Here is a 26,502-nt window from a genome sequence, read left to right on the forward strand (position 1 = left end):
TGTAAGTAATGAAAAAACAACATAAAATAATTTCAACCTGGGTACTTACGGCAACTTTGCTTGGCGCAACATCATGCAAAAAGCAGCTGGACGTGCAAAATCCCAACTCGCCGGTTATAGAACAGGCGAAAACCGAAACCGGTATCGAATCACTTGCGTCTGGAGGTGTTTATATTACTGGCTTTAACGGTAGCAACCCTACGGTTATCAGCGGTCAAAACTGGCTTGGCGATAGTTACTTCTCCTTAGCGGTTGGTTATCACGAGCTATTGGGCGATAATATTTCTGCCGAAGCATCAAACCAAAACATCAACGTAATAAACCTGCCTGCTACGTTCACTGCAGACAACGGCTCTACTACTACCAATACCTCTCCATCAAAAAGTGTACTGCGTATCAGCAACTCTCGCGATAAAAAAGCTGCCAACGCATTCTTTTACGAATGGACTTACATGTACGGACTAAACAATGCTTGTAATAACATCCTTTCTTTGGTTGATGGTATCACATTCTCTGGAGATGCGGCAGCAAAAAAGAACACCTTAAAAGCCTGGGCTTATTGGTGGAAAGGTTTCGCGTACTCAAAGATTGGCTCTTTGTACTATGCAGGTATTATTACCAACGAGGCCAATGCAGTAACGCCTAATCCCAACTATGTTAATAGCGCAGCCATGATTGCAGAGTCGAACAAAAATCTTGATGCTGCCGCTGCTTTGTTAACCAGTATGAGTAATACTACAGATTACACGGCTGTACTGAGCAAACTGATTCCCGACTTCGTGCAAACTGGCAAAGGCCAGGTTCCTACGCCAACCATGTGGATTCACAACATTAACACTTTAAAAGCACGCAATTTGCTGGTAAACAAAAAAGTTGCCGACATGACCGCTGCTGATTGGGGCTCCGTTGCAACCCTTGCAGCAAGTGGAATAACTGCTACAGATTATGTATTTACCGGCCGTACTACGGGCACAAACGGTTTCTTCTCGGCAGGCGGCGGTTCTGTAGCAGCCATGTCTACAGGGTTACCAAAGCAATCTACCTTTAAAATAAGCGAAAGGTTGATCCAAAACTACAGTGCTGGCGACCAGCGTTTGGCAAACAACTTTACCCAAGTTGACCCTTACTACAACCAGGTTGGTGGTTTTACCTTTAGCACCAGATGGCAATTAGTTGATGGTGGTAACGGTATAGACGGGGTACAAGTGTTAAGCGATAAAACACCAGGTAACTACGAACTTTTTATTGCCGGTAGCTACGAAGAAAATGAGCTGATGAAAGCTGAAGCAGCTATTAATACCGGTAATATCCCAGCCGGATTAATAAGCATCGACAATGTACGTAAATATCAGGGTGCAGGCTTAGCATCTGTAGCCGGTGGTACTTATACCCTCGCAACAGCTACCGCTTTACTGCGCAGCGAGCGCCGTGTATCGTTGGTTTTCAGAGGGCTGGCATTTTATGATGCACGCCGCTATGGAATTATTTATGACGGAGTGGGCATAAACAATGCTGTTGTAATTACCCAGCCGGCTTCTGGCAGTACGCCAGTAGTTAATACCCATGGCATCATCAACTATAACTTCCTCGACTATTGGGACGTTCCGGCAGACGAAACCGTGATTAACCCGCCTGCATCTGGCAGTGCGCCGGTTAAAAATCCAAATTAGACATCTATCGTTTCTATCAGTTATTAGTTAAGTTAATGGAAGGCCACCTTTTTGGGTGGCCTTTTTTATTTTCAATCCAGTGTAACGTTTCAAGTTTAAAGCCGTCCTTTAGTACAATTGATCTCTTTTTATTAATTTTAAACCCATTACCTTATTATATACCTATAATGATATTAAAAAAGGCCACCGTACTTGTAGTAGATGATGATCCCGATGTGTTGACTGCAGTAAAGCTACTGCTTAAAACGGAGGTGCACGAAGTTATTACTGACAAGAACCCCGAGAATTTAAACTCGCTGCTGCAAAGAAATCAGGTTGATGTACTATTACTCGACATGAACTTTAACAGCGCTATCAATACAGGCAACGAAGGTATTTATTGGTTACGCAAGGTTAAAGAATGGAAACCTAACCTGTGTGTAATTATGATAACCGCTTATGGCGACATAGACTTAGCCGTGCGCTCCCTTAAAGAGGGTGCTAACGATTTTGTGGTGAAACCCTGGCATAATGAGAAACTGATAGAGACGGTAACCGACCTATTGGAGAAAAAGGACGGTGGAAAATCGACCAAATCCTCTGGCAAGGGTAAAGCAGGTTCTACTATGATACTCGGTGATTCTGAGGCCATGGATGATATATTCCATAAAGTGAATAAGATTGCCCCTACAGATGCAAACATATTGATCCTTGGAGAAAATGGCACTGGCAAAGACCTGATGGCTAAATCTATACACGAGCGTTCACTACGCGCCGATAAACCCTTTATTAAGGTAGACGTGGGCGCCCTAACTGATACCTTATTTGAAAGCGAACTCTTCGGCCATAAAAAGGGGGCTTTTACCGATGCCCGGGAAGATCGTCCCGGCCGTTTCGAAGATGCACACGGTGGAACATTGTTTTTGGACGAGATTGGCAACATTACCTTGCAACAACAGGCTAAACTGCTTACCGTGCTGCAAAACCGACAAGTAACCCGTTTGGGTACCAACAAGCCCATGGATATTGATATCAGGTTAATTTGTGCAACCAACGTACCGCTTAGCGAATTGGCGAATGAGAACCGTTTCCGTAAGGACTTAATTTACCGCATTAACACCGTTGAAATTACCATGCCACCACTACGCAAGCGTAATAACGACATTGTTTTAATAGCTAAGCATTTCGCCAATCAGTACGCTACCAAGTATTTAAAACCCACAATGGATTTTGATGCTTCGGCCGTGAACAAATTAAAAAGCTACCACTACCCGGGCAATGTGCGTGAGTTACAGTACACCATTGAGCGTGCAGTAATTATGGCCGACGAACACATTCTAAAAGCCGACGACCTCATCTTCTCTGCCCTGGAATCTGGCATGGACGACCGCGCGGTAGAGAATGACAATATTCAATTAAGCGAGCTGGAAAAGAACGCCATTTTACGTGTAATAGAAAAGCATAATGGCAACATTACCCGTGCTGCCAAAGAATTGGGGCTTACCCGTACCGCGCTGTACCGCAGATTAAGCAAGTATGACATTTAACCGTTACGAATGGCGGCTGGTGCTGCGGGTGCTGGTTATGTTTGCAACCGTGTCAACCATGTCGTGGCTTTGGGTAAACCAGTATTACTTATACACTGTCGTATTGGTGCCCATCGTGATATACGAGGTTATAGAATTGATTCGCTTTCACCAAAAGGCTCAGGACGAGGTAGAGCAGTTTGTTGAATCCATTCATTACCGTGATTTTTCCCGCCATTTTGACGAACGTCGAGCGCCTAATGAACTAAAGCCCTTACGTAAGGGCTTTAACGAGATTAACTCAACCTTTAAACTGATTAGCCGCGAACGCGAAACCCAATACTATTATCTGCAAAAGATATTGGAGCTTGTGGATACAGGCATCCTTTCTTACGAGCAAGACACCGGCGAAGTAGCCTGGATCAATGAGTCGTTTAAAAAGCTGATGGGCATCCCCTATCTTAAAACCATTGGCTCATTGCAAAAACGCGAAGAGAAACTTTATAACGAGGTAATAGACATTAAGCCTGGTGATAGCAAGGTTGTATCATTCACCCGCGAAAGGCAGATCTACAAAGTACTGGTAGCCTCGAGCCTATTGCGTAGCGATGATAAGCTTTACAAGCTGTTGGCCTTTCAAAACGTTAGCGAGGCATTGGACGAAACCGAGTCTAAAGCGTGGTCGAAACTATTGAACGTAATGACGCATGAGATCATGAACTCGGTTGCGCCTATATCGTCGCTAGCAGATACCCTTAAGAACCGGCTTCAAAGCATGGACAAAAGCAGCATGCCCGACACCGGCGACCTTGAAGATCTGGAATTAGGTATTGATACCATAAAGCGGCGAAGCGAAGGCTTATTGAAATTTACAGAAAGCTATCGGAACCTAAATAAAATTACAAAGCTCGATCTTGAAAAGATAATGGTTTGCGACCTTTTCGAGAACCTCAACACTTTAATGTTGCCAACGCTCGAGAAGAAGTATATTGAGCTAGATATTATTTTACGCGACCTAACGTTAGCTATAGAAGTTGATATAAATCTAATAGAGCAAGTTCTAATAAACCTGCTCATTAACGCTATCGAAGCCGTTAAAGATCAGGATGAACCACAGATCACACTCTCTGGCGAGTTGCAGGCCAATAATAAAACCATAATTAAAATTGCAGACAACGGTGTGGGCATGCCACCCGATATTATCGAAAAGATCTTTATTCCATTCTTCAGCACGCGTAAAACAGGTAGTGGTATTGGGTTAAGCTTATGCAAGCAAATTATGATGTTGCACAAGGGTAATATCCAGGTACAATCTGTTGAGGGCAAAGGCTCCGTATTTATATTAACCTTTAACGAATAATGGTTACTGGTAAACCATTAAATATCATGGCCGTTTCGGGCAGCTTGCGTGCCGATTCATCAAATACTGCAATCCTCAAATATTTACAAAAAGCCGTCCCACAACATAATTTCTGGATATATGATGGGTTAGACAAACTACCCCATTTCAATCCGGCTTTAGACACCGACCCTTCGCCTGTACAGGTTCAAGACCTTCGCGATTTAATAGCAGACGCAGATGGCTTAATTATCTGCACACCAGAATATGCTTTTGGAGTTCCTGGTTCGCTTAAGAATATGCTCGATTGGACGGTATCTTCCGGTAGTTTAGTTAACAAACCTGTAGCCTTGATCACGGCATCAAGTGTTGGTGAAAATGCACATGCATCCCTAATAAAAACTCTCGAAGTGCTAACTGCTCGAGTCGTTGATGAAGGCACTCTCCTAATACCTTTTATCCGGACAAAAATGAACGCTGCAAACGAAATTACGGATACACAAACCGAACGCGACATCCAAAATGTATTAACTGCACTTTTAGCAGAGATCGTCTGATCAAAAATTTCTGACAATTTGACAACAAACATAAGTTTGGACTGTGAGTTGATATTTACTTGTCGACCAAAAATATTTATAATAACGATATGCAAGAAAAAGGAACAATATCAATCCACACCGAAAACATTTTCCCTATTATCAAGAAATTTTTATACTCTGATAATGAGATATTTTTACGTGAGCTGGTATCAAACGCAGTAGATGCAACCCAAAAAATTAAACGTCTGGCTTCATTGGGTCAGTACAATGGCGAACTGGGTAAACTACAGGTAGAAGTTGCTTTAGATGCCGAAAATAAAACCATCACTATTTCTGACAACGGCTTGGGTATGACCGCCGATGAGATCAAGAAATATATAAACCAGATTGCATTTTCGGGGGCTACTGAGTTTATGGAGAAGTTTAAAGAAGCTAAAGACGCCAATGAGATCATCGGTCGCTTTGGTTTAGGCTTCTACTCCGCATTTATGGTGGCCGATGTGGTAGAGATTAACACCCTATCGTATCAGGAAGGTGCTGAGCCAGCTCGCTGGACTTGCGATGGTAGTACCGAGTTTGAAATTACCGAAGGCAGTCGTACAACCCGCGGTACAGACATCATTCTTCACGTAAATACCGAGTCGGAAGAATTTTTAAATAAACAACGTCTACAGGAAATTTTAGATAAATACGCCAAATTTTTACCTGTGCCAATTAAATTTGGCACTAATGAGCAACAAGAAGAAGACGGCCAGGACGAAGAAGGTAAACCAAAATATAAAACGGTTGAAACGGATAACATCATCAACGAAACCAATCCAATCTGGACTAAATCTCCAAACGAGCTAAAGGACGAAGATTACCTGAACTTTTACAAAGAACTTTATCCGTTCTCTGAAGACCCGCTGTTCTGGATTCACCTGAATGTTGATTATCCATTCAACCTAACAGGTGTATTATACTTCCCTAAGTTGAAGAATGATTACGAATTTCAACGTAATAAGATCAAATTATTTTCTCGCCAGGTATTCATCACAGATGAGGTTAAAGACATCGTTCCCGAGTTTTTAATGTTACTTCACGGCGTTATAGATTCTCCGGATATTCCATTGAACGTATCACGTAGTTTCTTGCAGGCAGATAGCAACGTTAAAAAGATCAACAGCTACATCACCAAAAAAGTGGCTGACAAACTGGCTGAACTATTTAAAGCTGATCGTAAAGCTTACGAAGACAAATGGAATGACATTGGTTTATTTGTTAAATACGGTTTTATCAGCGACGATAAATTCTACGAAAAAGCAAAAGACTTTGTGCTGTTAAACAATACGGCTAAAGAAACCTTTACATTAAACGAGTACAAAGAAAAAGTAGAGGCTACACAAACTGACAAAGAAGGTCGCCTGGTGTACATTTACACCAATGATCCGGACAAACAGGATGCCTTTATCCAATCGGCTAACCGGAAGGGTTACGATGTATTGTTGATGAACTCTCCTATCGACAATCACTTTGTAAGTCACCTGGAACAAAAACTAGATAAAACCTCGCTAAAACGTGTTGATGCCGATGTTGCCGATAAATTGATCAATAAAGAAGACGCACCAGAGCACATACTTACAGAAGAACAAAGCACTCAGGTAAAAACGATCTTCGATTCGGCTATCAATAAACCTGCGTTTAAAGTTGAGTTGGAAAGCCTTAGCCCTGACGAGTTACCTGTAACTGTAACCATGGACGAATTTATGCGCCGCATGAAAGAAATGGCTGCAATGGGTGGCGGAATGGGTTTCTACGGGCAAATGCCCGATAACTACAAAGTTGTAGTTAATGCTAATCACAAATTGATTACCCGCATCTTAAGCGAGGAAAACACCGACACTCGTGCTCAATTAGCTAAACAAGCATTTGATTTGGCTTTATTATCGCAAGGATTATTAACCGGTGCAGAGTTAACTGAGTTTGTTAACCGCAGCGTTAGCCTGATTTAAAATTTGCTACAAATACATAAAAGTGAAACAAATAAAAAGCTGCCTTCGGGCAGCTTTTTTGGTATATTTAACATTGTAAAACCAAACAACCACATTCTTGATTACGAGAAATGTTGACCGAATCGGAAAGTCAAATCAATGTTATGTCATGAAAACCATAAAACTGATCTTCTCACTATTTATCGTCCTCGCAACTTTTAAAGGTGTTTTAGCTCAAACAAAGGCCGAAAAAAAAGCGGCTAAACAAGCAGCTGTAACTAAAATGATAGATGCGCAACACTATACCTTTGTAGCGCAATATGCCAACCCGCTTGGCGGCGGCCATCGCTACCTTAATTCTGATTATGATTTAAAAGTCAGAAAGGATTCGCTTATTGCTTACTTGCCCTACTTCGGTCGTGCTTATTTCGATGCAGGATATGGAGATTCTAACGACAGTGGTATAAAATTTACCTCGACTAAGTTTACCTATAAGGCCACTCCAAAGAAAAAAGGCGGTTGGGATATTGTGATCAACCCGTCCGATGCTAAATACATCACACAAATCAACATGTACGTCTCCGCTGATGGATACACTAACGCCCAATTTACAATTACCAATAAAAGCGCGATATCATTCGATGGATATCTAAAGGATAAGGCTAAGTAATTGATTTGTTGATTGAGTTAACCTTTCGAAAAGCCATCTTGAACCCTGTAAACATCTAATTAACAAATCGACCAAATTACCTAACCAACAAACTACTCGTCTGGGTGCAGGTTCACGCACAGGGAACTTACTATTAAGCCTGTCCAACCGGTTTGATGTGAGGCGCCTAAGCCACGACCTGTATCACCATCAAAATATTCGTAGAATAAGATATGATCTAGAAACGCCGGATCGCTTTGTAGTTTAGTATTAGTGCCGTATACCGGTCTTACACCCTCTTTGTTTTTCTTGAAAATGCTCGAAAGTCGCCTACGCAGTTCGTTTGCAACTTCTTTTAAATTCATAAATACTCCCGAACCTGTCGGACATTCAACCTTAAATTCGTCGCCATAATATTGATGAAAACGTTGCAGGCTTTCTATCAGCAGATAATTCATTGGCATCCATATTGGGCCGCGCCAGTTGCTGTTGCCGCCAAATAAACCGCTATCGCTTTCGGCGGGTAGATATTTCACGCTAAACTCTTCACCATCAACAGTAATACGATAAGGGTTTTCAAGATGATATTTCGAGGCCGATCTGATACCGTAATCGCTCAAAAACTCGTTCTCATCAAGCATACGCTTTAATAACATTTTCATACGGTGGCCGCGCAATAAACTTACTAAGCGTTTGCCTTCAGGGTTCAGCTCATTAAGCCGGGAAATCTGATTGGCAAGATCAGGACGGTTATCATAAAACCACTTCAAGCGTGTGTTGAATATAGGGCTTGCAGTAATCTCATTATCAGATAGTACTTCTACGGCAAATAAAGGAATTAAGCCGACAACACTTCTCACTTTTAAACGCTTCGTTGTACCATCCGGAAGTTCTAACCCGTCGTAAAAAAAGCCGTCTTCCTCATCCCATAGTCCTGCATGATCCAAACCAATTGTAGACATTGCACCGGCTATATACATAAAGTGATCGAAAAATTTTACAGCTATTTCTTCATAGGTTTTATTGGTTGCGGCAAGCTCAATGGCAATTCGCATCAGGTTTAGCGAATACATAGCCATCCAACTCGTTCCGTCGGCCTGTTCTATGTAGCCTCCTGTTGGCAGCGGCGCATTACGGTCAAATACACCGATATTATCCAAACCGAGAAACCCTCCTTCGAATATGTTATTACCTGCAGAGTCCTTACGATTAACCCACCAGGTAAAATTCAGCATCAGCTTGTGGAATATCGCTTCGAGAAAGAATATGTCACCTTTGCCACCGTTAGCCAGCTTATCAATCCGGTATACATTCCAGGTTGCCATGGCATGTACAGGTGGATTGGTATCGCCCATGGCCCATTCATAGGCAGGCAGCTGACCATTGGGATGCATATACCACTCTTTGGTCAGCAACAAAAGCTGCTGTTTTGCAAAATCGGCATCTATACTCGCTAACGGCAAACAATGAAAGGCCAGATCCCAGGCAGCAAACCAAGGATATTCCCACTTATCGGGCATAGAAATAATTTCACGGGCTGCAAAATGTTGCCATTCGGCATTTCGCATTTTATAACGATCATCGGGCGGTTTGGGTTGGCTCGGATCACCATGCAACCATTGAAAAATATTATAGTTATAAAATTGCTTGCTCCATAACATTCCGGCAAAAGCCTGCCGTTGTATCATAGCTAGATCGGGATTCGACTTGGCACTGTTTTGCTCCAGTTCCTCGTAAAACTGATCAGCCTCGGCTAAGCGCGATTGAAAAATCTCATCAAAATCATTAAACTGATTAGCTGGATTTCTAGTCAGCCTTAACCTTAGAGTTGCGCTTCCTTTTGCTGGCACGATCAAATCGTAATTAGCCGAGGCTTTAGTTCCCTTTTGCTGCGGATTAATAGTTGACGCACCGTGAATCAAATGATCATTGATGCCGTCTTTCGCGTAAGCCTTATTGTTATCATAATTATATAAACGGCTGGTGTTCGTCTCATTATCGCAAAAAAGCCATTCGGGCTCTCCTTCTGCAATTAGCCAATACTCGCCACCGATGTTTTTGTTATACAATTCTATTACCCCATGCGAATCGGCGTTTATAGCAGGCACACTCGTGTGCCGCCCCCAGGCCCAGGTGTTGCGGAACCACACAGTTGGCAGCACATTAATGGGTGCATCTACTCCGGCGCGGTTATGCACCGTTATTTTGATCAGGATATCGTCGGGCGCATTTTTGGCATACTCAACAAATACATCAAAGTATTCATCGTGATTAAAAATACCGGTATCTATCAATTCAAATTCAGGCTCGGTTCTTGGCCGCCTGGCATTTTCCTGTTTTAGTTGCTCGTATGGAAAGGCCTGTTGCGGATATTTATACAACATCTTCATGTACGAATGCGTTGGCGTGCTATCCAGGTAATAGTACAATTCCTTTACATCTTCGCCATGATTACCTTCTGGATTGGTGAGGCCGAAATACCGCTCTTTAATTATGGGATCTTTTTTATTCCATAAGCCAATAGCGAAGCACAAATACTGTTGATCGTCGCAAATGCCGGCAATACCCTCTTCGCTCCAGCGATAAGCCTTACTTCTGGCCATATCATGCGAAATATAATTCCAGGCATCGCCATTGGCGCTGTAGTCTTCGCGAACGGTACCCCATTGGCGGTCGCTTACATATGGCCCCCACTGTTTCCATGCAGGGTCTTTGAGTCGTAATTGTTCCGGATTCATCTATTAGTTAAACAGCTTACTCCAATAATAATTTATATTATCGAAACTTAAATATAAAGAATGATGTAAAAGGTTTTATTTTACATTTAAAATAGCTTTATTAACTTACACCTATATGAGGCCAGTCGGAATACCAGATTACGTTAATCATTACCTAAATGATAAAATTGAACCAGCAGAAGTTTACCAAGCTTATCAGAAATTACGTAAAACAGGACCGGCTGAGGTAACGATTTCCATACCCGCCTATAACGAAGAGCTCACCATCGTGCAAACGCTTTCTTCACTATGCAACAACACAACAAACCGCGCGGTGGAGATTGTGGTAGTTAACAATAACTCCAAAGATAAAACCGAAGAATTGGTAAAAGCCTGCGGCGTTACCTGTGTTTTACAAAGTATACAGGGTATTACCGTATCACGAAATATGGGTTTGGATACCGCAACGGGAAAATATATCCTTAATGCCGATGCCGATACCATTTATCCAAAAGACTGGATAGAAGAAATGGTGAAGCCTTTAGCGAACTCCGATAAGGTTGCTATTACCTACGGACGCTTCTCATTTATCCCGGTAGGAAACACGGGGAGGTTTACCTATTTCTTTTACGAATACTTTGCCGATTTTACCCGGCTTTATAATAAATTTTTCAAAAACGAAGCCGTTAACGTGTACGGGTTTAATTCGGGCTTTAGGCGCGAACAAGGTTTGCAGGTTGACAGTTTTAATCATCCTCCGGGCACTAACGAAGATGGCTTTCTGGCATTAAAACTTAAGGACAAGGGCTTTGGCAACTTGTACCGCGTTACAAGCCCCAAAGCTATTGTTTGGACTACCGACAGGCGCATACAAATAGACGGTGGTTTGTGGAAGGCGACCTTCAAAAGATTGAAACGTGTGTTTGGTTAATAAATTTTCAAAAAATGTAATTTTTGAAACTGTGCAGGCGATTTTTTCGTAAAAGTGGTAACACAACATCAAAAATTTTACGGTATATTTAACAGTACCTAATTTAAAAACACAACTATCCATACAATGGGTTTAACTGATTCTGACCGCACCAAAATCCTTGCAGTAGACGACGACGCGTACATGCAACTGATACTCAAAAAGTTTCTTAGTAAAACCTATGATGTAGAGATACTTCCAACAGCAATGGATGCTATAGTGTATCTACAAAACGGAAACATTCCCGACCTCATTATTTCCGATTTGAACACTCCCAACCTAAGCGGTTTAGAACTGGTTGCACAACTAAGCGCAAGCGACTTTTTTAAATCAATCCCGGTAATTATACTTTCGGGAGAAGATAGTTCCGAAACCCGTATAAAATGCCTCGATAGTGGTGCCGACGATTTTATCGTAAAACCATTTAATCCGGCCGAGGTTGAAGCGCGTGTAAGAGCTATTTTAAGACGTATTGGTAAAATAACCTACTAATTTATGGTCGATTCTACTTTATCTGGCGACGCCATTCAATACCTTGCCGTGATACACGGAACTGAAGACGTAATTGCCTTATTGAACTGCTGTAATTTTGAAGACAGGCAAATCCTGTACTTTAATAACGGTGTAGAACTTTCTACCGCGTGGGAGAATAAAAAACTCAACATAGTAGGTATTATTTCGCAAAGTGAAATATTGGCCCCATCGGGCATTAGTTTACTGGAGGCTTTAAAAAACAAAGGACTTCCACACGTGCCTTTTTTCCTGATATCAAATCAATACAACAGCAACTTACGCAAACTTGCCCTTAGCGCCGGTGTGGTCGACGTTTTTAAGGCCCCTGCCAAAATGCATAAGGTGCAAACCAGGGTAAACTTTTTGGTAGATAACTGGGACCATATTAAAAGCAACGTACACGTAAAGGTTAATGATAATTATGTAGTGCCGGCAGGTAAGCGTGCTTTTGATATTTTCTTCTCAGGTATGGCTTTATTGATGCTGTCGCCAATATTCCTGATTATTTACTTACTGGTGAGATTGGAGTCTAAAGGCCCTGCATTTTATTATTCGTTACGCGTGGGTACCGGATACCGCGTGTTTAAGTTTTACAAATTCAGGTCGATGTATGTGAATGCCGATCAGCGCCTGAAAGATCTTAAACACTTGAACCAATACTCAGCAGCTTCGGAGACACCTGCGCCGGAAACCGTAGCTACAGTAGAGGTAACCGCAGCACCATCTACCCCACTTACGCCAATGCTATGTAACGATTGCTTGAAGGCAGGCAAATGCCAGTTCCCGATCTACACAGATAAGGTTAGCTGGTGCGAGAAAGATTACATGAAAAACAAGAAGACGGCAGCAGGCTCAGCCTTCTTTAAATTGAAAAACGACCCGCGCATAACCAAGGTGGGTAACTTTATACGTAATACCAGTATCGATGAGCTTCCACAATTGTGGAATGTGTTTATAGGTGATATGAGCATTGTGGGCAATCGTCCGCTACCGCTTTATGAGGCTGAGAAATTAACAACGGATAAATATGCCTTACGCTTCAACGCTCCCGCGGGCATCACCGGCTTATGGCAGGTAGAAAAACGCGGTAAAGGCGACATGAGCGAAGAAGAGCGCCTGATGCTGGATAACGTTTACGCCAAAAACCACAGCCTTAAAAACGATTTACGTTTGATATTTAAAACGATACCAGCGTTATTGCAAAAGGAAAGCGTATAATTCGGTTATCTGTTTTCAGTTGTCGGTTGCCGGCAGCATGATATAAAAAAAGAGGTTTAGCAGAATTGCTAAACCTCTTTTTTTATATCTGTACTTAGGAAGATAACTGGAGCGTGGAGCGGATCGTCCACATCGTCCGCGGGAATCCGACGTATAAGTTATTATTTGGCCTAAAATTAGATTTAAATACCTTACAATCAATCCATTAAATTACACACCTAAAAGTCATGGTGTGCTGAAAACCGTCCACTTTTATGACTTTTAAGTCCTTTTATTGAGGTGTTCTACATCCTTTAAAATGGACGCTTAAGCAAACTAAAATTTTGCTATCGAAATTTAGCGAAGCGTAACTTGTGATTTATAATGGGTAAGCTTTCAGTTTAGGTAAGGTGAAATCTTACAACATTATTATCCCAAGTTGGAAACTTGCCGTAGCACTCAAGTACTAACCGAAAATAGAAAACGCTATTTCTCCCAAGCCTTCACCAATTCTTTATAATCCAAAACGCCACCCGCTTTTCCGTCTCTGTAAATATTTACCTGGTAGACATTCTTCTCTTTCGACAAAGAATCTCCCTTATTTACTTTAGATTGCCAGTCGGGATAAAGCATAAATGTGTTTCCATCGGATAGCAAGAGAGTCCTTGCATTGGCTTTATTTTTATCCAAATAAACAGAATCAACCCGTCCGTGAAATTCCTGTAATGCGGCATCTTGCAAAACCAACTGTCCGCGGTGCACCGTGGCATCTTCAGACCAGATCAGAAATGGCGCCACGCATACCACAATCAGCAGCACCAAGCTAACTAATATGATCTTTAATTTTCTATCGAATACAAACTTTTCTTTCTTCATCCCAATAACCTCACCAGTCTTAATTCCCCGACCTCCGACAACTGATAACAGACAATCTCTTTAGGCCCTTACCCACTCCTTCGCGTCGAAATCGTAACGTTTAATAACCTTAGCGGGATTCCCAGCTGCCACCGAATATGGCGGGATACTTTTGGTTACTACGGCGCCACCTGCTACAACACTGTGTTTGCCTACGGTTACGCCAGAGGTTATCACAGCGTTGGCAGCTATCCAACAATCATCTTCAATAATAATGGGATTGGTAATTACAGGTTGATCTACGATAGGCACATCTACATCTGTATAAACATGGTTTAGCGCGCTGGCCACAATGTTTTGGGCGAAGATCACATTGTTACCAATAGTAACCGGACCTATAATTACATTGCTCATCCCAATGAGCGTTTTGTTGCCTATCAATACATCGCCTACGCCATTATTTATAGTAGAGAAGCTTTCTATGGCAGAGTGGTTGCCAAGTTCGAAACGATTGAAGGGTAACACATCTATACGTGTACGGTTTCGGATTACTGAACCCTTGCCCCGTTTATGTATAAAGGGATTTACAAACCATTTAACCCATAACCTAGGCCTGGCCTCGCCGCTGGGTATCAGCATCCAGTGTACAAAGGCTTTTAATGATGGGCTGCTTTTGATCTTATCCTTTAGCGACATATAAACGGTGTAATTATTTCCTTTTTGCTTTTTCCCAAACCGCGCTTTGTTTTCCGGCCGAGTACCTGAATATACCGCGGATAACCGCGTAATTCATCATGCAAAAATAGTAGGGTATGAACAGAATTTTAACTTTAATTTCCCGGGTCTCCAGTAACCAGCCCAGTAACGACATAGCATAAAACATTACCTGCCCCAATAAAAGCAACTCGTATAACCAACTGGTATAACCGCTGGCGACAATTACAATATTGAGTATCAGGGCCAGTATCATTAGGAAGGGAACCACCGTCCAGCGTAAAACCCGGTGACTAACATATTGAAACGTAAGCACAGGCATTTTAAAAGGATTTAACAGGCTTTTGAGCCACACAATAGATTGTATGCCGCCGGCTGCTATGCGTATCTTACGTTTAAGCTCTTCGCCTACACTTTCCGAGCCATTCTCGGTAGCATAAGCTTCAGGCTCGTAAACCACGCGATAACCTTCGCCTGCAACCAGTAATGAGATCATAAAATCATCCAGGATGGTATTTACAGGCACCGGTCGATATAAGTTGGTACGAATACTAAACAACTCTCCGGCAGCGCCTACTACAGTATGCAGCTCGGCATCCCACGTCTTTAGTTTCGATTCGTATTTCCAGTAAAAACCCTCTCCTGCCGTAGCGTCGGCAGTTTCGTCGGCATGTACTCGCTTTTCACCCGCTACCGCGCCAATTTCAGGGTCGGCGTAATGGCGACAGATTTTGATCAGTGCATCGGTATTCAAAAACGTATTAGCATCGGTAAATACCACTACATCAGTAGTAACGGTATCCATTGCGCGGTGCACGGCAGCAATCTTACCGCTCCGGCCCTCGTTATGCATCAGTCTAATCTGAGGATAAGCAGCAACTAACTCGGGTGTAGCGTCAGTAGATCCATCTGTAACGAATATAAACTCAACTTTACCAGCAGGATAATTGAGTTCCAAGGTATTCTTAATCTTCTCTACAATAAAGTCCTGCTCGTTGTAAGCAGCGACAATCAGCGTACAGCTCGGCAACAGATCAGCGTTAACTATAGGAGGTTTTCGTTCACCTTTAATTGCCCTCCTGATTTTGATCAGGAAAAACAACAATATTCCATATCCAAAAAAGGCGTAAAATACTATAAACAGACTAAGCCAAAGTGCAATTTTCATTTATCGTGTAATGGGGTATCCTAAATTATTACTGTCTTTCTTCTCGGTAATATTCCACCAAATGGCTTTAAGTAAAAGCGTTGTAAAACCTTTTTGCTTATTCTTCAAATAGTTTAAAATATTTCGGGGCGTAACAACCAATACAAAGTAAACATAAAAAAATATCCTTGCTAAAAACGGTGCGTTGCGGCGAATGAATAAAATGCGGTTTCGGTTCATAAAATACTCCTTCAACCCGCTGGCCTTACCTACCGAAACCGACTCTTTATGATAGATCAGTGCTTGCGGCACTAACCATATTTCATAACCTTCACGTTTAATATGGTCGCACCAGTCCATTTCTTCGTAATACAAAAAGAAATTTTCGGCCATTACACCTACTTTGTTCATCGATTCGCGTTTAAGCATCATGGCAGCGCCGTGTGCGTAGCCTGTTGGGCCAAGGTTTTTATCATACTGGCCTTTATCTAACTCAAACTGGCCTATACAATAGTTGCGGCAGGTATAATAGTTCATTTCTGTAAAACCGGCGTACTGAAGTGTATCTGGCTGATCAAAGTATCTTATCTTTGGCGAAACCATACCCACCGACGGATTTTGGTCCATTACATCAACCAGCGTTTCGATTAATCCGGGAGTAAATTCGGTATCGTTATTTACAAAGAATAAATATTCGCCTTTTGCTTCTTTTATGCCTAAATTGTTACCACCGGCAAAGCCGAGGTTAATGTCCGACCGGATAAACTTTATATCCGGATATTTGACTGTCCACTCTGGTACGCTATTTTCTTTGCTTCCGTTGTCTACAACAACAATTTCTATGTGCGAATACACGTTTGTAGCACGAATAGAGGCCAAGAGTTGTTCGGTAACAAAACTTTGATTAAAATTAACGGTAATGATAGAAACTGTTTTTTTCATTTAATGATACCAGTGTTAAACGTATTACACAGCCGATTAAGTTACGTTGAAAATATTGATCCAGTTGGAGAATAGAAAAATAATATCAAAAGAGATTTCAGATCTTCAAAAACTGCACGACAAGCAGCGCGATATCGACCAGAAATTGGATGAGTTAATCCAGTTGCTAAGCGACAGCAAATTGGATAGCGAATCTGTGAAATCTATTCAAAAAAAATTTAACAAAGCCCTGGAAATCACAGATCTTAGCCAGGATAAAATAAGTGAATTTAAGAAAATAGACGAACTAAGCGCAACCTCCTCTCGCGAAGAATTATTGGATGAGTTTACTATATTACTTACCAACAATAGAGTAGACAACCATGTGGCGCGCAGATTTATCCGGCAGGAACGCGTTTCGGCCGCGGTGCTTATTTCTATCGGCGTTATTATGATTGGCCTCGGTTTCGCTATGATTATCATGCCCGCCCCTCCCTATTTCGAGATGTTTACCATTTACTATTTTAACCCCAATGATGGAGTTACCATAATGGATGTTATTTCCCTACTGATTATATTAGCCGGAATATATCTGCTTATAAAAACACTTACCAAGAAAAATATCAGCCGATCACGATAATGACCGCCACACCAACACTTAAGAAAATACTGCTGGTTGACGACAATCCGCTTTTTTTGAAAATGATGGCCAAGGCTTTTAACAAAGCTGGATTTGAATGTGTTATTGCCCACTCTGCTAATGAAGCCATTCGGCATATGGCTACCGATGTTCCGCATGCTATCTTGTCCGACTACCAGATGCCGATTATGAACGGTATTGAGTTTAGGAAATATGTGCTTAAACAACCATTACTAAAAGATATCCCGTTTATATTTCTTACCGATTTTTCTGATAAAGACCTTGTAATAACTGGATTGGGCTTGCAGGCGATTGATTATGTATTAAAAGACACGCCCGTTAGTGTAATAGTAACCAAACTTTACAATCTGCTTAATACCGTAAGTAAACAACGGGAACTATCTGAAATGGAGGTAAAAAAGGCAGCCGCGGCGCTTAACATACGCACCGTGCCGCAAAAGGCTCCTGATATTGAGGGCTATGAAATAAATTTTTGGCATCAAACATTTCAGGATATACCCGGAGGCGATTTTATTGATTTTATACCGGTAACAGATCGCTTTAACTTTATAATACTGGGCGACGTTATGGGTAAAAAATGGATGGCCTGGTTTCTGAGTTTTAGCTTTTTGAGTTACATCCGCGCTGCGGTACGCTTCGGTGTGTCCAGTCAAGAGTATTCGCCCGCGGGAATATTGGCAAAAGTTAACGAGATTATTTGCGGCGACGACGCCCTGAAAGACATCTTAGCTACGCTATCATTGTTAATGGTAGATAAAGAAACAAACCAGATTACTTACGCTGGCGCGGGCGATTTGCCGGTGATTCACTATCAAGCTAAAACGAAAAAATTTGAACAATTAAGGTGTTCAGGCTTACTTTTGGGTATGTTTGCCGATGGTCAGTATGACGAAAAGCAAATTGATATGAGGTCTGGCGATCAGTTGTTTATTTTTACCGACGGAATTATTGATTATGCAACGGCCGACGGCGCAAAAAGTGATTACAACTTGTTTACCGCTCAACTGGAGAAATTAACTGGCAGCAGTAACTCGTTTAACAAGGTCAAGCAGTTTTTAATTCAACATCCGCCACATACCGTTGTTGATGATAGCAGTATTATACACATTTATAAAAAGTAGAAGATGATAGATATTATCAAAGAGCAAAACAATTACTTACTGGTAGACATTAAGCTGCACGAAGCCAATATGGCCAGCGCAGATGCGTTTAAAACAGAAATTGTTAGCCTGCTTGATACCCATCATAAAAAAGTAATCCTGAGCCTGCACCAGGTAAACTATATCGATAGCACCTTTTTAGGGGCATTGGTATCTGCGCTAAAACATGCAATATCGCTAAAACTGGATATCGCATTAGTTGGCCTTAAAAAAGATATTTACGACCTAATGACCTTAATACGCCTGGACAAGGTGTTTAAAATCTACGACTCCTTTACCGACGCCACAACGGCAGATTAACCATAGGAGGCGATAACGTGCTTGTACAAAAATCTTTTAAGCTCGGTTACGCAGCATCCATGCCTGCTGATTTACTGGAGGAAATATTATGGCTTATAAAAAGCAATATATCCGTGGATGCCGGAATTAGTGGGGTGCTTTTTAAATCGAAGTTTATTTTAACGGAGCTGCTTACCAACGCCATTAAGCATGCTAATACAGATGAGGTTATTTTAAATCTGGAGATAACAGATAGCCTTGTACGCTTCATAAAAACAGACCATGGTACGCCGATGAATTTCCCTGGGCTGGAGAATAAATCCTTTGAGGGTGGAATTATCATAACTGCCGATATTATGCATACGCTTTATGCAGTAGAGCAAAATGGCAGGCTTTGCTTTTATTGCCACGAAAATAGCGCCCCGACCATTAACATAAATGATTTCCCGGAGCACTTTGGCCTGCTCATTATTACCAAAGCGGCCGATGAGTTTTGCTATCAATACAACAAGCAAAACCATGCGAATACCTTTACAGCAAGTATAAATATCTAATGGGCAGGCCTGATTGCCGCCAGGGTTTTATTTAGCAATAATTTAGTTTCAGTAAAACCAACTGAATAAATACTCCAGAATGAATATTTCTGGTACTTTCTTAACTCCACGTAACTGATAATTACCGCAATTAAAACCGGCACTACGGTGGTTATGGCCACACCGTAAACATTACCAAGCACCTTTATACCGAGATAATCGAAAATAATGTTGGCAGCCAGCATCACCAGTACTTTATAGAAATTAACCTGCGGGCGATGGATTACATCGAGCGTAAGGGCAGAGAACCGATCGGCGGGGTATAACAAAGCAAAAGTCATAAACAGACGGAACACGTTGGCAGCTTCTGTATGTACATATTTGCCGCCACCTATCAACCCAATAGCGAAATCGGCCAGCAAAACGGCGATAAGGCATGCCGGGATCAGTATAATAGTGAGCATACCCGCATATTTCTTCATGGTGAAGATAACGCCCTCGCGGTCGTTTTGGTTATAGCGTGCCGATAGTTCGGGCATACCTGTGGCGGCAAAACTAACCAGTGGTACCTCTACCAGTTGCATCAGGCTTTGCCCCAGGTTATAGATGGCCAACGCCGCCGGCCCCAACATAAAATTGATAATATAGGTATCAGAGGTGCGAAACATATTGGAGCTGAGCGTTGTACCTACGCTATATTTACCAAAATTATAGATTTCCATAATACCCGCTTTGGTACGTTTACCCAATGTATTAATACGCGACCAACCCATTGCCAATGTGTAGATACTAGTTATAAGATTAGACAGCAGATACGCGTATAACAAGGTGTCCAGGTTAAGCTTCCTCATAACAATGAGGATAATAATAAACGCGATAAACGATCCACGGTTTACAAAACGTACATACAGCAGTTGGTCGAACCGTTGTTCGCCTTGTAAAACGCAGGTAGCCATAAACATGGGCAACGTAAATACATAAGCCATACCAAACCATTTAATAAACAGTAATAGGCCCGAATCACTTATAAAGCTCCTGCAGAAAAATGCGGGAATATTAGCTAACACTAACACGCCAGTAATCAGCAAACATACAAACCAGGTTGATCCCGCCACTTCGGCCGTGCGCTTTTCGTCAGAACCGGCGTAGAACTTAATAAAGGCGGTGGTGATAAATCCCGAACGAAAAGTATCTATCAGCAGGAACGTTGCCTGGAAGAAGCCCCACTCTCCCGCTTTTGCTATCGGAAGAGCCCTGAAGATGATGGCGGTGGTGATCATACTTAGTACAATCATGATTCCGTTACCGGCCAAAGAGAGAAAATGTTTATTTTTTATCGCACTAATTACTTTCGACCACATCTTTATCAGCAAATATTCGTAAAACAAGGTTACTTAAAATAAATCTATTTATTAGATATTAGCGTAAATTAAGCACCTTTATACCACATGGCTAAACTGTATTTTCCGGACGTTACCCTGCTTATCACCCACTACAACCGTAGTCGCTCGTTAGAGAGACTATTGAAAACTTTTGCCGACCAGCAATTTAGCTTTGGCGGCATTGTTGTATCTGATGATGGCAGCAAGCCCGAACATCTCGAATACATTAAAGGTTTACACCAGCAATATCAGTTTAACCTGGTTACAACTCCGGTTAACAAGGGTCTCGGTAATAATATCAACAAGGGCCAGGATGCGGTTACTACACCCTACACGCTTTATGTGCAGGAAGACTTTGAACCCAAACCCGCTTTTGCCGAACATTTTACAGATGCCCTTGGCTTTTTAACGGCCGACCCAACATTGGATATCGCCCGCTTTTACGCCTACTTTAAATATCCTTATACGAAATCTTATAAGAAAGGATTTTCCGAAATGATATTTAAAGCGTCGCCGTTTTATAGTAACCATCTTAAGTTTTACGTTTACAGTGACCACCCCCATTTAAGAAGAAGCAATTTTTTTGAAAAGTTTGGTCGTTATCCTGAAGGCATTAAAGGTGATTTGACAGAGTTTAGAATGGCGGCTTCGTTTATACAGCACAAAGGCCGGGGCTTGTTCTTCGATAATTTTACCGAATTATTTTATCAGAAAAACTCTTCAGACGAGCCGAGCACCATGGGCCGTGCTAGCTGGCGCGAGAGCAAAAACCCGGCGGCACTGGCTGTCCGTTACTTTTATCTTCGCTTTAAGTTATTAAAGTGGACCTACGAGGTGCTCTATAAGAAACGCTAATAATATATTGATATTGAGTTATATTTATAAGTTTATATAATCTAATTGTTCATATGCCGCAGCAGTTTAATGCCGTCACACTTTTAATTACCCATTACAATCGCAGTCAGTCGCTCGAGCGTTTGTTGCAAAGCTTTGCCAAGCAAGAAATAAGCTTTGGTGGCATTGTGGTATCTGATGACGGCAGCAAACCTGAGCACCAGGAGTATCTTAAATCTATTCAGGATAGGTACAATTTTAACCTGGTGACTACTCCAAAGAATAAAGGGCTTGGTAATAACATCAATAAGGGTCAGGATGCGGTTACTACGCCGTACACACTATATGTGCAGGAAGATTTTGATCCGTTCGAGGGATATGGCAAGCATCTGGCCGATGCACTATCTATTATGGAAGAGCGTGCAGACATTGACCTTGTACGCTTTTACGCTTACTTTAAGTATCCATACTTAAAACCGTACCGCGACGGTTATTCGGAAATGTTATTTAAGATCTGGTATCCGGGTTACCGAAAGTTTCATTGCTATAGCGACCATCCGCATTTACGCCGTACTACCTTCTTTGAAAAATTCGGGCGTTACGCAGAAGGCATTAAAGGCGACCGCACAGAGTTTCTGATGGCATTATCTTTCCTTAAAAATAAAGGCAAGGCAATGTTTTATGAAGATTTTAAAGGATTGTTTGATCAGGTAAATTCGTCGGACGAACCAAGTACCATGACCCGCAGCGACTTCCGCCAAAGCAAAAATATCTTCATAGCTGCAGCACGAGCCGTATACCGTAATGTGAAGCACACTTACGAGCTACTAACTTTCCCAACAAAATAATTCGATACAGGGCTTTAAACAGAATTATATTTCTGTGCTATTGATGGCGCTATAAATGGCCTTTGCGTTATTCTCCCAGGTATGACCTGATGCGAATTCGATGCGTTGTTTTTGCAACTGCTCTGTATTCTCTTCAAGCGCTTTAGTGATCAGCGGAATATAGTCCTCTTTAGTTTTGGCCAAGTAGACATGCTCACTGAAAACACTCATAGCCTCGGTAAGCGTAGCAACAGTTGGTTTCCCCATCGCCAGGTACTCGTCAATTTTACGGGGATAGTTGCCGATAGTCACCTCGTTAACAATCTGAGGATTAATGCATACATCAAAACCAGCAATATAGGCCGGTAACATGTAAGGATATTTACTACCCAGAAAATGCACATTTGAATATTGATGCAACTTACTCGCCGTAAACTCGCGATCTTCCGGTCCCACTAAAACCAACTGCCAATCGGGTTTCTGTTGCGCTATGTGTTCTAATAACTCAATATCAAGACGAATGCTCTGCAACGCACCTACATAACCGATAATTGGTCTTTTAATATCCATCAGATCGGCCGGAAGTGCGGCATCAAAGTTGGTAAACATATCCAGGTCGCAGCCCTGCCCCACATAGTAAGAGTTCGGGTTATATCTTTTACAATAACTGGCCAGATAACTCGAGTTAGCCACGCACACATCACTTTTAGCTATCAATTGAGGCTCCAAGCGGCTACCATGATATTTCCAATAATCAACTGCTACCATATTATCCCTGCTATAATAAACACTCACCGCAGGCTTTAAAAGCTCCTTTAAATAAAAGCAGCGAAAAATATCATTATCGTTAAAGAGAATGTAGTCTTTAAACTCAAGTTGCTCTGCGGCTTTTAAAATAGACCTGGAGAACCGTTTATTGTTAATCTTATTTAATACAGTATGTAAAGATGTGTTTTTGATCCAATTAATGGATTCGATCATCTCATCCGGATAAAGGTTCCAAATGTTGTCTTCTACTTTAATCAAACTTTCCGCCCTACCCTTCAACACATCATACCGTTTACGGATAGCCGGCTCATGCCTGTTTTTTAGATAATTGACGCGATCTAAAGGCGAGTTAACATATAAGATCCTATTGTGCTTACTAAACTCTACCGCCAGGTTTTTACAGTTGCTGCCTATTTCAACATCCCACGGTTGTTGGCCTACTACTATAATATCCCTGTTAACGATAGTGTCTATGTTCATCTGCAATATCGGGCTTATACGGCTGCTTCAATTAATTGTTTACTCTGAGCTTCTCTCAATTGTTTTTCGTCATCAAGTCGCTTAGTAATAACCATCAATGCACAAAATAGATAAAATAATATATTTGAAGGGAACTGTACTAATGCTTCTTGCGGAAAATTGGCAACATTGTACGTAAAAACGATTAATGTTGCCGCTAAACAGTACGATTTAAGTTCGGGATCTTTAATGAGATAAAAATTATTGATGCCCGTTTTCATCATCACAAACATCATGGTACAAAAAAGAATAAGCCCAAGATATCCGTCTTCTACTGCTACACGCATATAGCCGCTATCAGGAGCAAAATTTCCAAGGTACGAGCCCGGTGCAAACTTTTTGCCCCATTCGCCCACAGAGCCTAAACCGCCGCCCATCGGATGGCCCAAGATGTAAGGCTGAATCCTTTTCTGATTTTTTTTACGAACGTTGTAGGAATCGTCGTTATTAGGCCTGAAAGCTGATTGAAAACGAACAATAGTTTGATTACCAGTAGGAAAATTGATCAACACGATAAAGAAAAATGCAGCGATACACGAAAATATCAGCACCTTTTTATTGTAGTTAAGAATGGCAAACATAAACAATGCTGCGGGCAGCAACACGTTAGCACCCCTGGTACCAGAGTATAACATTGCCACAAAGCAAAACAGAATCATGAAGGCCGCAACTCCCTTTTTCCATGCCTTAAATTGTCCGAATATAATGCAGATACATAAAATGCAAGGCATTACCATGTTATAAGAGAACGCTACAGGATCTGAAAATATCGAATATTTACGCCAGTGCCCATTTATGAACAATAACGCAATCAGGTCGGGCGTGTTCAGAAAGGCCATCTCTGAGTCCGAAAAGCCAATGTATTCTTGTTTATACGCCCATAGTGCTCCGATAAAAGCAAGCCCGAGCCAAAGCTTAAATAAAAACCGTACAAACTCTATGGTACGAACGTTGTACAAAAATATAAAATAACTAAATTGGAGGATGGCCACCGAACGAACGGTGTAGACCCATGCCAAACGGGATGCCGCAGTTGGGTTAGCTACTTCTATAATGTTATAAGCAACCCAAAGCAGTATCATAACACTTATGGGGCCTTTAAATAAGGCCCAGTTATCTTCGCGTCGCTGGTTAACAAGCAAGGCCAATAACAACAATAGTTGTAAGGCGTCCATAACGGTACCCAAAGGCCCGGGAACCCCTATACGCCCCAATTGGAACAGGAAATAGGCCATTAGCAGCAGCACAACGGTGCCAAATTTAGGATAGGCCACTACCCCGTAAATAAGTGGTACCGCCACGCAAATAGCTACAACAATGCCGCCAAAGGTAGCGCCGCCGGAGGCTACGCCGTATCCCATGATTATGGCGCACCCAATAAACATCATCATGCCAGCCGGGCTGCGTAGTTTTTGAACCACGAGAATCTCACGAAGCGTTTCTTTAAAGCTTTTTTTACGCTTACGCGCAACTCTATCGTTAACTATCGTAAAACTTTCTGCCACTTAAAAAAATAGTATTTTAAAAATCAACGTGTAAGTACTTAAAAATGCTACAACCAATGCAACAATGCGAGTTACCTTATTCGTTTTTTCTTGCAGCTTGGCCGCAATTTCATCTTTGTAGATTACTTTTTCAGACGGATTAATTCTCATCGCTTAACTCCTCATCCTTTTGACTATGATAGTAATGCGTAGTGGCTACCGAATGTTTGTTGGCTTTACGCACTTTCATTAACGATAATACCTGGTAGAAAATAAACTTCGGAATATTAACCAACGATTGGTAGATACTTTTATCTGTTTCAGATTTAGCTAGTGAAAGGTAAAAGCCAAACACAAATGTGATAAAGGCAACCAACCATATGATAACTGCTGTGGCGCTTATAAAAATGTTAGCCAACATAAAAAATGCCGACAAGATCAAAAATATAAACAACGGCGGGCGCAGTAAAATAAGGCCGAATACAAATTGGTTCCAGCTACCACGGAAAACAAGATCAAACCCTAACACAAAATATTTAAACCAGGTATTGATCCATCGCGAACGTTGTTTTACTAACTGATCACTCTGAGTAGTTTTCTCGTCGTACACAATTGCGTGTTCTGCAAAGGCTATCCGCTGGTTGCGTTTCAATATAGCATGCTGTAAAACCTTATCAAAACCCGCACCTGTTACATCAAGATGCTCCAAACAATCGCGGTAAAGCTGCGTGGTAAACGCCATCCCCGACCCTGCCAGCGTAGCCGACGAACCAATACCGAACAAAATTTTACCATCGTAAAAATGATAGTAAATATCGCGGGCTGCATCCAGGCGGGCATAGGTTGTATTTAAATTTTTGGCATCGCGCACCCCCTGCACGGCCTGAAAACCAGCAGCAAAATAAATATCCAACTGGTTTAAATATTCCGGATCGGTAAGGTTATCGCTGTCAATAATAGTTATACGGCTGTGGGGGCGCTTAAAACGGTTAATGGCGTAAAAATGTGACCTTGTATTACTCGCAAGCGTTTCTTCGGGACGGAGAATGATCACGCGCTCATCGTTAAAGTTTAATCCGGATATGTCGCACTTATCCGCAACAATGTAAATAAGGTAATTGGTATAGTTGAGCTTCAAAAGCGACTTAACCACATCGGGTATGGCAGTTACCTGCTCGTAAGCGGTTACTATAATACCATAGTCGGCATCCTGAGCGGTAAACAAATCGGCCCGAACCATAGGCTTACGCTTTTTTGCAGCATATATAAGGTACAATAAAAATGGAAGCACCAAATTGTAGCCAATAAGTACCTGTATAACTATCCAGATATAGTTTATAACAACCATT

General features: G+C 41.8%; 24 protein-coding genes. 15 read left to right on the forward strand and 9 right to left on the reverse strand.

Annotated elements, in window-relative coordinates; translation table 11 throughout:
* Nucleotides 1-8 precede the first annotated feature (8 nt).
* The 6 genes from GSY63_RS22960 to GSY63_RS22985 all read left to right on the forward strand — a co-directional run bounded on the left by GSY63_RS22960 (nt 9) and on the right by GSY63_RS22985 (nt 7,693).
* Nucleotides 9-1,670, forward strand: a complete 1,662-nt coding sequence (locus GSY63_RS22960; protein WP_166588183.1) for a RagB/SusD family nutrient uptake outer membrane protein — start codon at nt 9-11, stop codon at nt 1,668-1,670.
* A 167-nt stretch (nt 1,671-1,837) separates the two neighbouring features.
* Nucleotides 1,838-3,196 carry a sigma-54-dependent transcriptional regulator gene (locus tag GSY63_RS22965; protein ID WP_166588184.1) on the forward strand — a complete coding sequence of 453 codons (1,359 nt, stop codon included), beginning with the start codon at nt 1,838-1,840 and terminating at the stop codon, nt 3,194-3,196.
* Nucleotides 3,186-4,535: a sensor histidine kinase gene (locus tag GSY63_RS22970; RefSeq protein ID WP_166588185.1), complete on the forward strand. Its 1,350-nt coding sequence runs from the start codon at nt 3,186-3,188 to the stop codon at nt 4,533-4,535. Before GSY63_RS22965 ends, GSY63_RS22970 begins: the two co-directional genes overlap by 11 nt.
* A complete protein-coding gene (locus GSY63_RS22975; protein WP_166588186.1) occupies nt 4,535-5,071 on the forward strand; it encodes an NADPH-dependent FMN reductase in 537 nt (178 codons plus the stop codon). The genes GSY63_RS22970 and GSY63_RS22975 overlap by 1 nt, the downstream gene beginning before the upstream one ends.
* 89 nt (nt 5,072-5,160) lie before the next feature.
* Nucleotides 5,161-7,044 carry a molecular chaperone HtpG gene (gene htpG / locus GSY63_RS22980; protein ID WP_166588187.1) on the forward strand — a complete coding sequence of 628 codons (1,884 nt, stop codon included), beginning with the start codon at nt 5,161-5,163 and terminating at the stop codon, nt 7,042-7,044.
* A gap of 148 nt (nt 7,045-7,192) precedes the next feature.
* Nucleotides 7,193-7,693, forward strand: a complete 501-nt coding sequence (locus tag GSY63_RS22985; protein ID WP_166588188.1) for a DUF4251 domain-containing protein — start codon at nt 7,193-7,195, stop codon at nt 7,691-7,693.
* A 92-nt stretch (nt 7,694-7,785) separates the two neighbouring features.
* On the opposite strand, the gene GSY63_RS22990 is transcribed toward GSY63_RS22985, so the two are convergent.
* A complete protein-coding gene (locus tag GSY63_RS22990; protein ID WP_166588189.1) occupies nt 7,786-10,410 on the reverse strand; it encodes an MGH1-like glycoside hydrolase domain-containing protein in 2,625 nt (874 codons plus the stop codon).
* A 115-nt stretch (nt 10,411-10,525) separates the two neighbouring features.
* Between GSY63_RS22990 and GSY63_RS22995 the strand changes: the two genes are divergently transcribed.
* The 3 genes from GSY63_RS22995 (at nt 10,526) to GSY63_RS24880 (ending at nt 13,090) form a co-directional block, all read left to right on the forward strand.
* On the forward strand, nt 10,526-11,320 hold the full coding sequence (locus GSY63_RS22995) for a glycosyltransferase family 2 protein (RefSeq protein ID WP_166588190.1): 795 nt from the start codon (nt 10,526-10,528) through the stop codon (nt 11,318-11,320).
* 126 nt (nt 11,321-11,446) lie between these two features.
* Nucleotides 11,447-11,851 (forward strand): response regulator transcription factor, encoded by a 405-nt coding sequence (locus tag GSY63_RS23000; RefSeq protein WP_166588191.1) that lies wholly within the window; start codon nt 11,447-11,449, stop codon nt 11,849-11,851.
* 3 nt (nt 11,852-11,854) lie between these two features.
* Nucleotides 11,855-13,090 (forward strand): sugar transferase, encoded by a 1,236-nt coding sequence (locus GSY63_RS24880; RefSeq protein ID WP_166588192.1) that lies wholly within the window; start codon nt 11,855-11,857, stop codon nt 13,088-13,090.
* A gap of 465 nt (nt 13,091-13,555) precedes the next feature.
* On the opposite strand, the gene GSY63_RS23010 is transcribed toward GSY63_RS24880, so the two are convergent.
* Genes GSY63_RS23010 through GSY63_RS23025 form a run of 4 tightly spaced genes read right to left on the reverse strand, consistent with a single transcriptional unit; the run spans nt 13,556 to nt 16,727 of the window.
* Entirely contained in the window at nt 13,556-13,945 is a 390-nt protein-coding gene (locus GSY63_RS23010; RefSeq protein WP_166588193.1) for a hypothetical protein, read from the reverse strand.
* A gap of 60 nt (nt 13,946-14,005) precedes the next feature.
* Complete coding sequence (locus tag GSY63_RS23015; protein WP_166588194.1) at nt 14,006-14,620, reverse strand: acyltransferase; 615 nt, start codon at nt 14,618-14,620, stop codon at nt 14,006-14,008.
* A 13-nt stretch (nt 14,621-14,633) separates the two neighbouring features.
* On the reverse strand, nt 14,634-15,806 hold the full coding sequence (locus tag GSY63_RS23020) for a glycosyltransferase family 2 protein (protein ID WP_166588195.1): 1,173 nt from the start codon (nt 15,804-15,806) through the stop codon (nt 14,634-14,636).
* Nucleotides 15,807-16,727: a glycosyltransferase family 2 protein gene (locus GSY63_RS23025; RefSeq protein WP_166588196.1), complete on the reverse strand. Its 921-nt coding sequence runs from the start codon at nt 16,725-16,727 to the stop codon at nt 15,807-15,809.
* A 46-nt stretch (nt 16,728-16,773) separates the two neighbouring features.
* On the opposite strand from GSY63_RS23025, the gene GSY63_RS23030 reads away from it, so the two are divergent.
* From GSY63_RS23030 to GSY63_RS23045, 4 genes are read left to right on the forward strand one after another with little or no spacing between them, the layout of a single operon-like run.
* Complete coding sequence (locus GSY63_RS23030; RefSeq protein WP_166588197.1) at nt 16,774-17,346, forward strand: hypothetical protein; 573 nt, start codon at nt 16,774-16,776, stop codon at nt 17,344-17,346.
* Nucleotides 17,346-18,488 carry a fused response regulator/phosphatase gene (locus tag GSY63_RS23035; protein WP_166588198.1) on the forward strand — a complete coding sequence of 381 codons (1,143 nt, stop codon included), beginning with the start codon at nt 17,346-17,348 and terminating at the stop codon, nt 18,486-18,488. Before GSY63_RS23030 ends, GSY63_RS23035 begins: the two co-directional genes overlap by 1 nt.
* A gap of 3 nt (nt 18,489-18,491) precedes the next feature.
* On the forward strand, nt 18,492-18,827 hold the full coding sequence (locus GSY63_RS23040; protein WP_166588199.1) for an STAS domain-containing protein: 336 nt from the start codon (nt 18,492-18,494) through the stop codon (nt 18,825-18,827).
* 17 nt (nt 18,828-18,844) lie between these two features.
* Nucleotides 18,845-19,360, forward strand: coding sequence for an ATP-binding protein (locus GSY63_RS23045; RefSeq protein WP_166588200.1), 516 nt, complete (start codon nt 18,845-18,847; stop codon nt 19,358-19,360).
* Here GSY63_RS23045 and GSY63_RS23050 read toward each other — a convergent pair.
* A complete protein-coding gene (locus GSY63_RS23050) occupies nt 19,357-20,700 on the reverse strand; it encodes an oligosaccharide flippase family protein (RefSeq protein WP_166588529.1) in 1,344 nt (447 codons plus the stop codon). The genes GSY63_RS23045 and GSY63_RS23050 overlap by 4 nt on opposite strands.
* Nucleotides 20,701-20,787: 87 nt before the next feature.
* Between GSY63_RS23050 and GSY63_RS23055 the strand changes: the two genes are divergently transcribed.
* A complete protein-coding gene (locus GSY63_RS23055) occupies nt 20,788-21,576 on the forward strand; it encodes a glycosyltransferase family 2 protein (protein WP_166588201.1) in 789 nt (262 codons plus the stop codon).
* A 53-nt stretch (nt 21,577-21,629) separates the two neighbouring features.
* Complete coding sequence (locus GSY63_RS23060; RefSeq protein ID WP_166588202.1) at nt 21,630-22,403, forward strand: glycosyltransferase; 774 nt, start codon at nt 21,630-21,632, stop codon at nt 22,401-22,403.
* A 24-nt stretch (nt 22,404-22,427) separates the two neighbouring features.
* On the opposite strand, the gene GSY63_RS23065 is transcribed toward GSY63_RS23060, so the two are convergent.
* From GSY63_RS23065 to GSY63_RS23075, 3 genes are all read right to left on the reverse strand, one after another.
* Entirely contained in the window at nt 22,428-23,630 is a 1,203-nt protein-coding gene (locus GSY63_RS23065; protein ID WP_166588203.1) for a glycosyltransferase, read from the reverse strand.
* Nucleotides 23,631-23,644: 14 nt separating this feature from the next.
* Entirely contained in the window at nt 23,645-25,174 is a 1,530-nt protein-coding gene (locus GSY63_RS25100; protein WP_317168597.1) for an O-antigen ligase family protein, read from the reverse strand.
* A gap of 139 nt (nt 25,175-25,313) precedes the next feature.
* Complete coding sequence (locus GSY63_RS23075; RefSeq protein WP_166588204.1) at nt 25,314-26,501, reverse strand: glycosyltransferase; 1,188 nt, start codon at nt 26,499-26,501, stop codon at nt 25,314-25,316.
* Nucleotide 26,502: the final 1 nt, after the last annotated feature.

Origin of the sequence: Mucilaginibacter agri, from assembly GCF_009928685.1 — a bacterium.
Lineage (GTDB): Bacteria > Bacteroidota > Bacteroidia > Sphingobacteriales > Sphingobacteriaceae > Mucilaginibacter > Mucilaginibacter agri.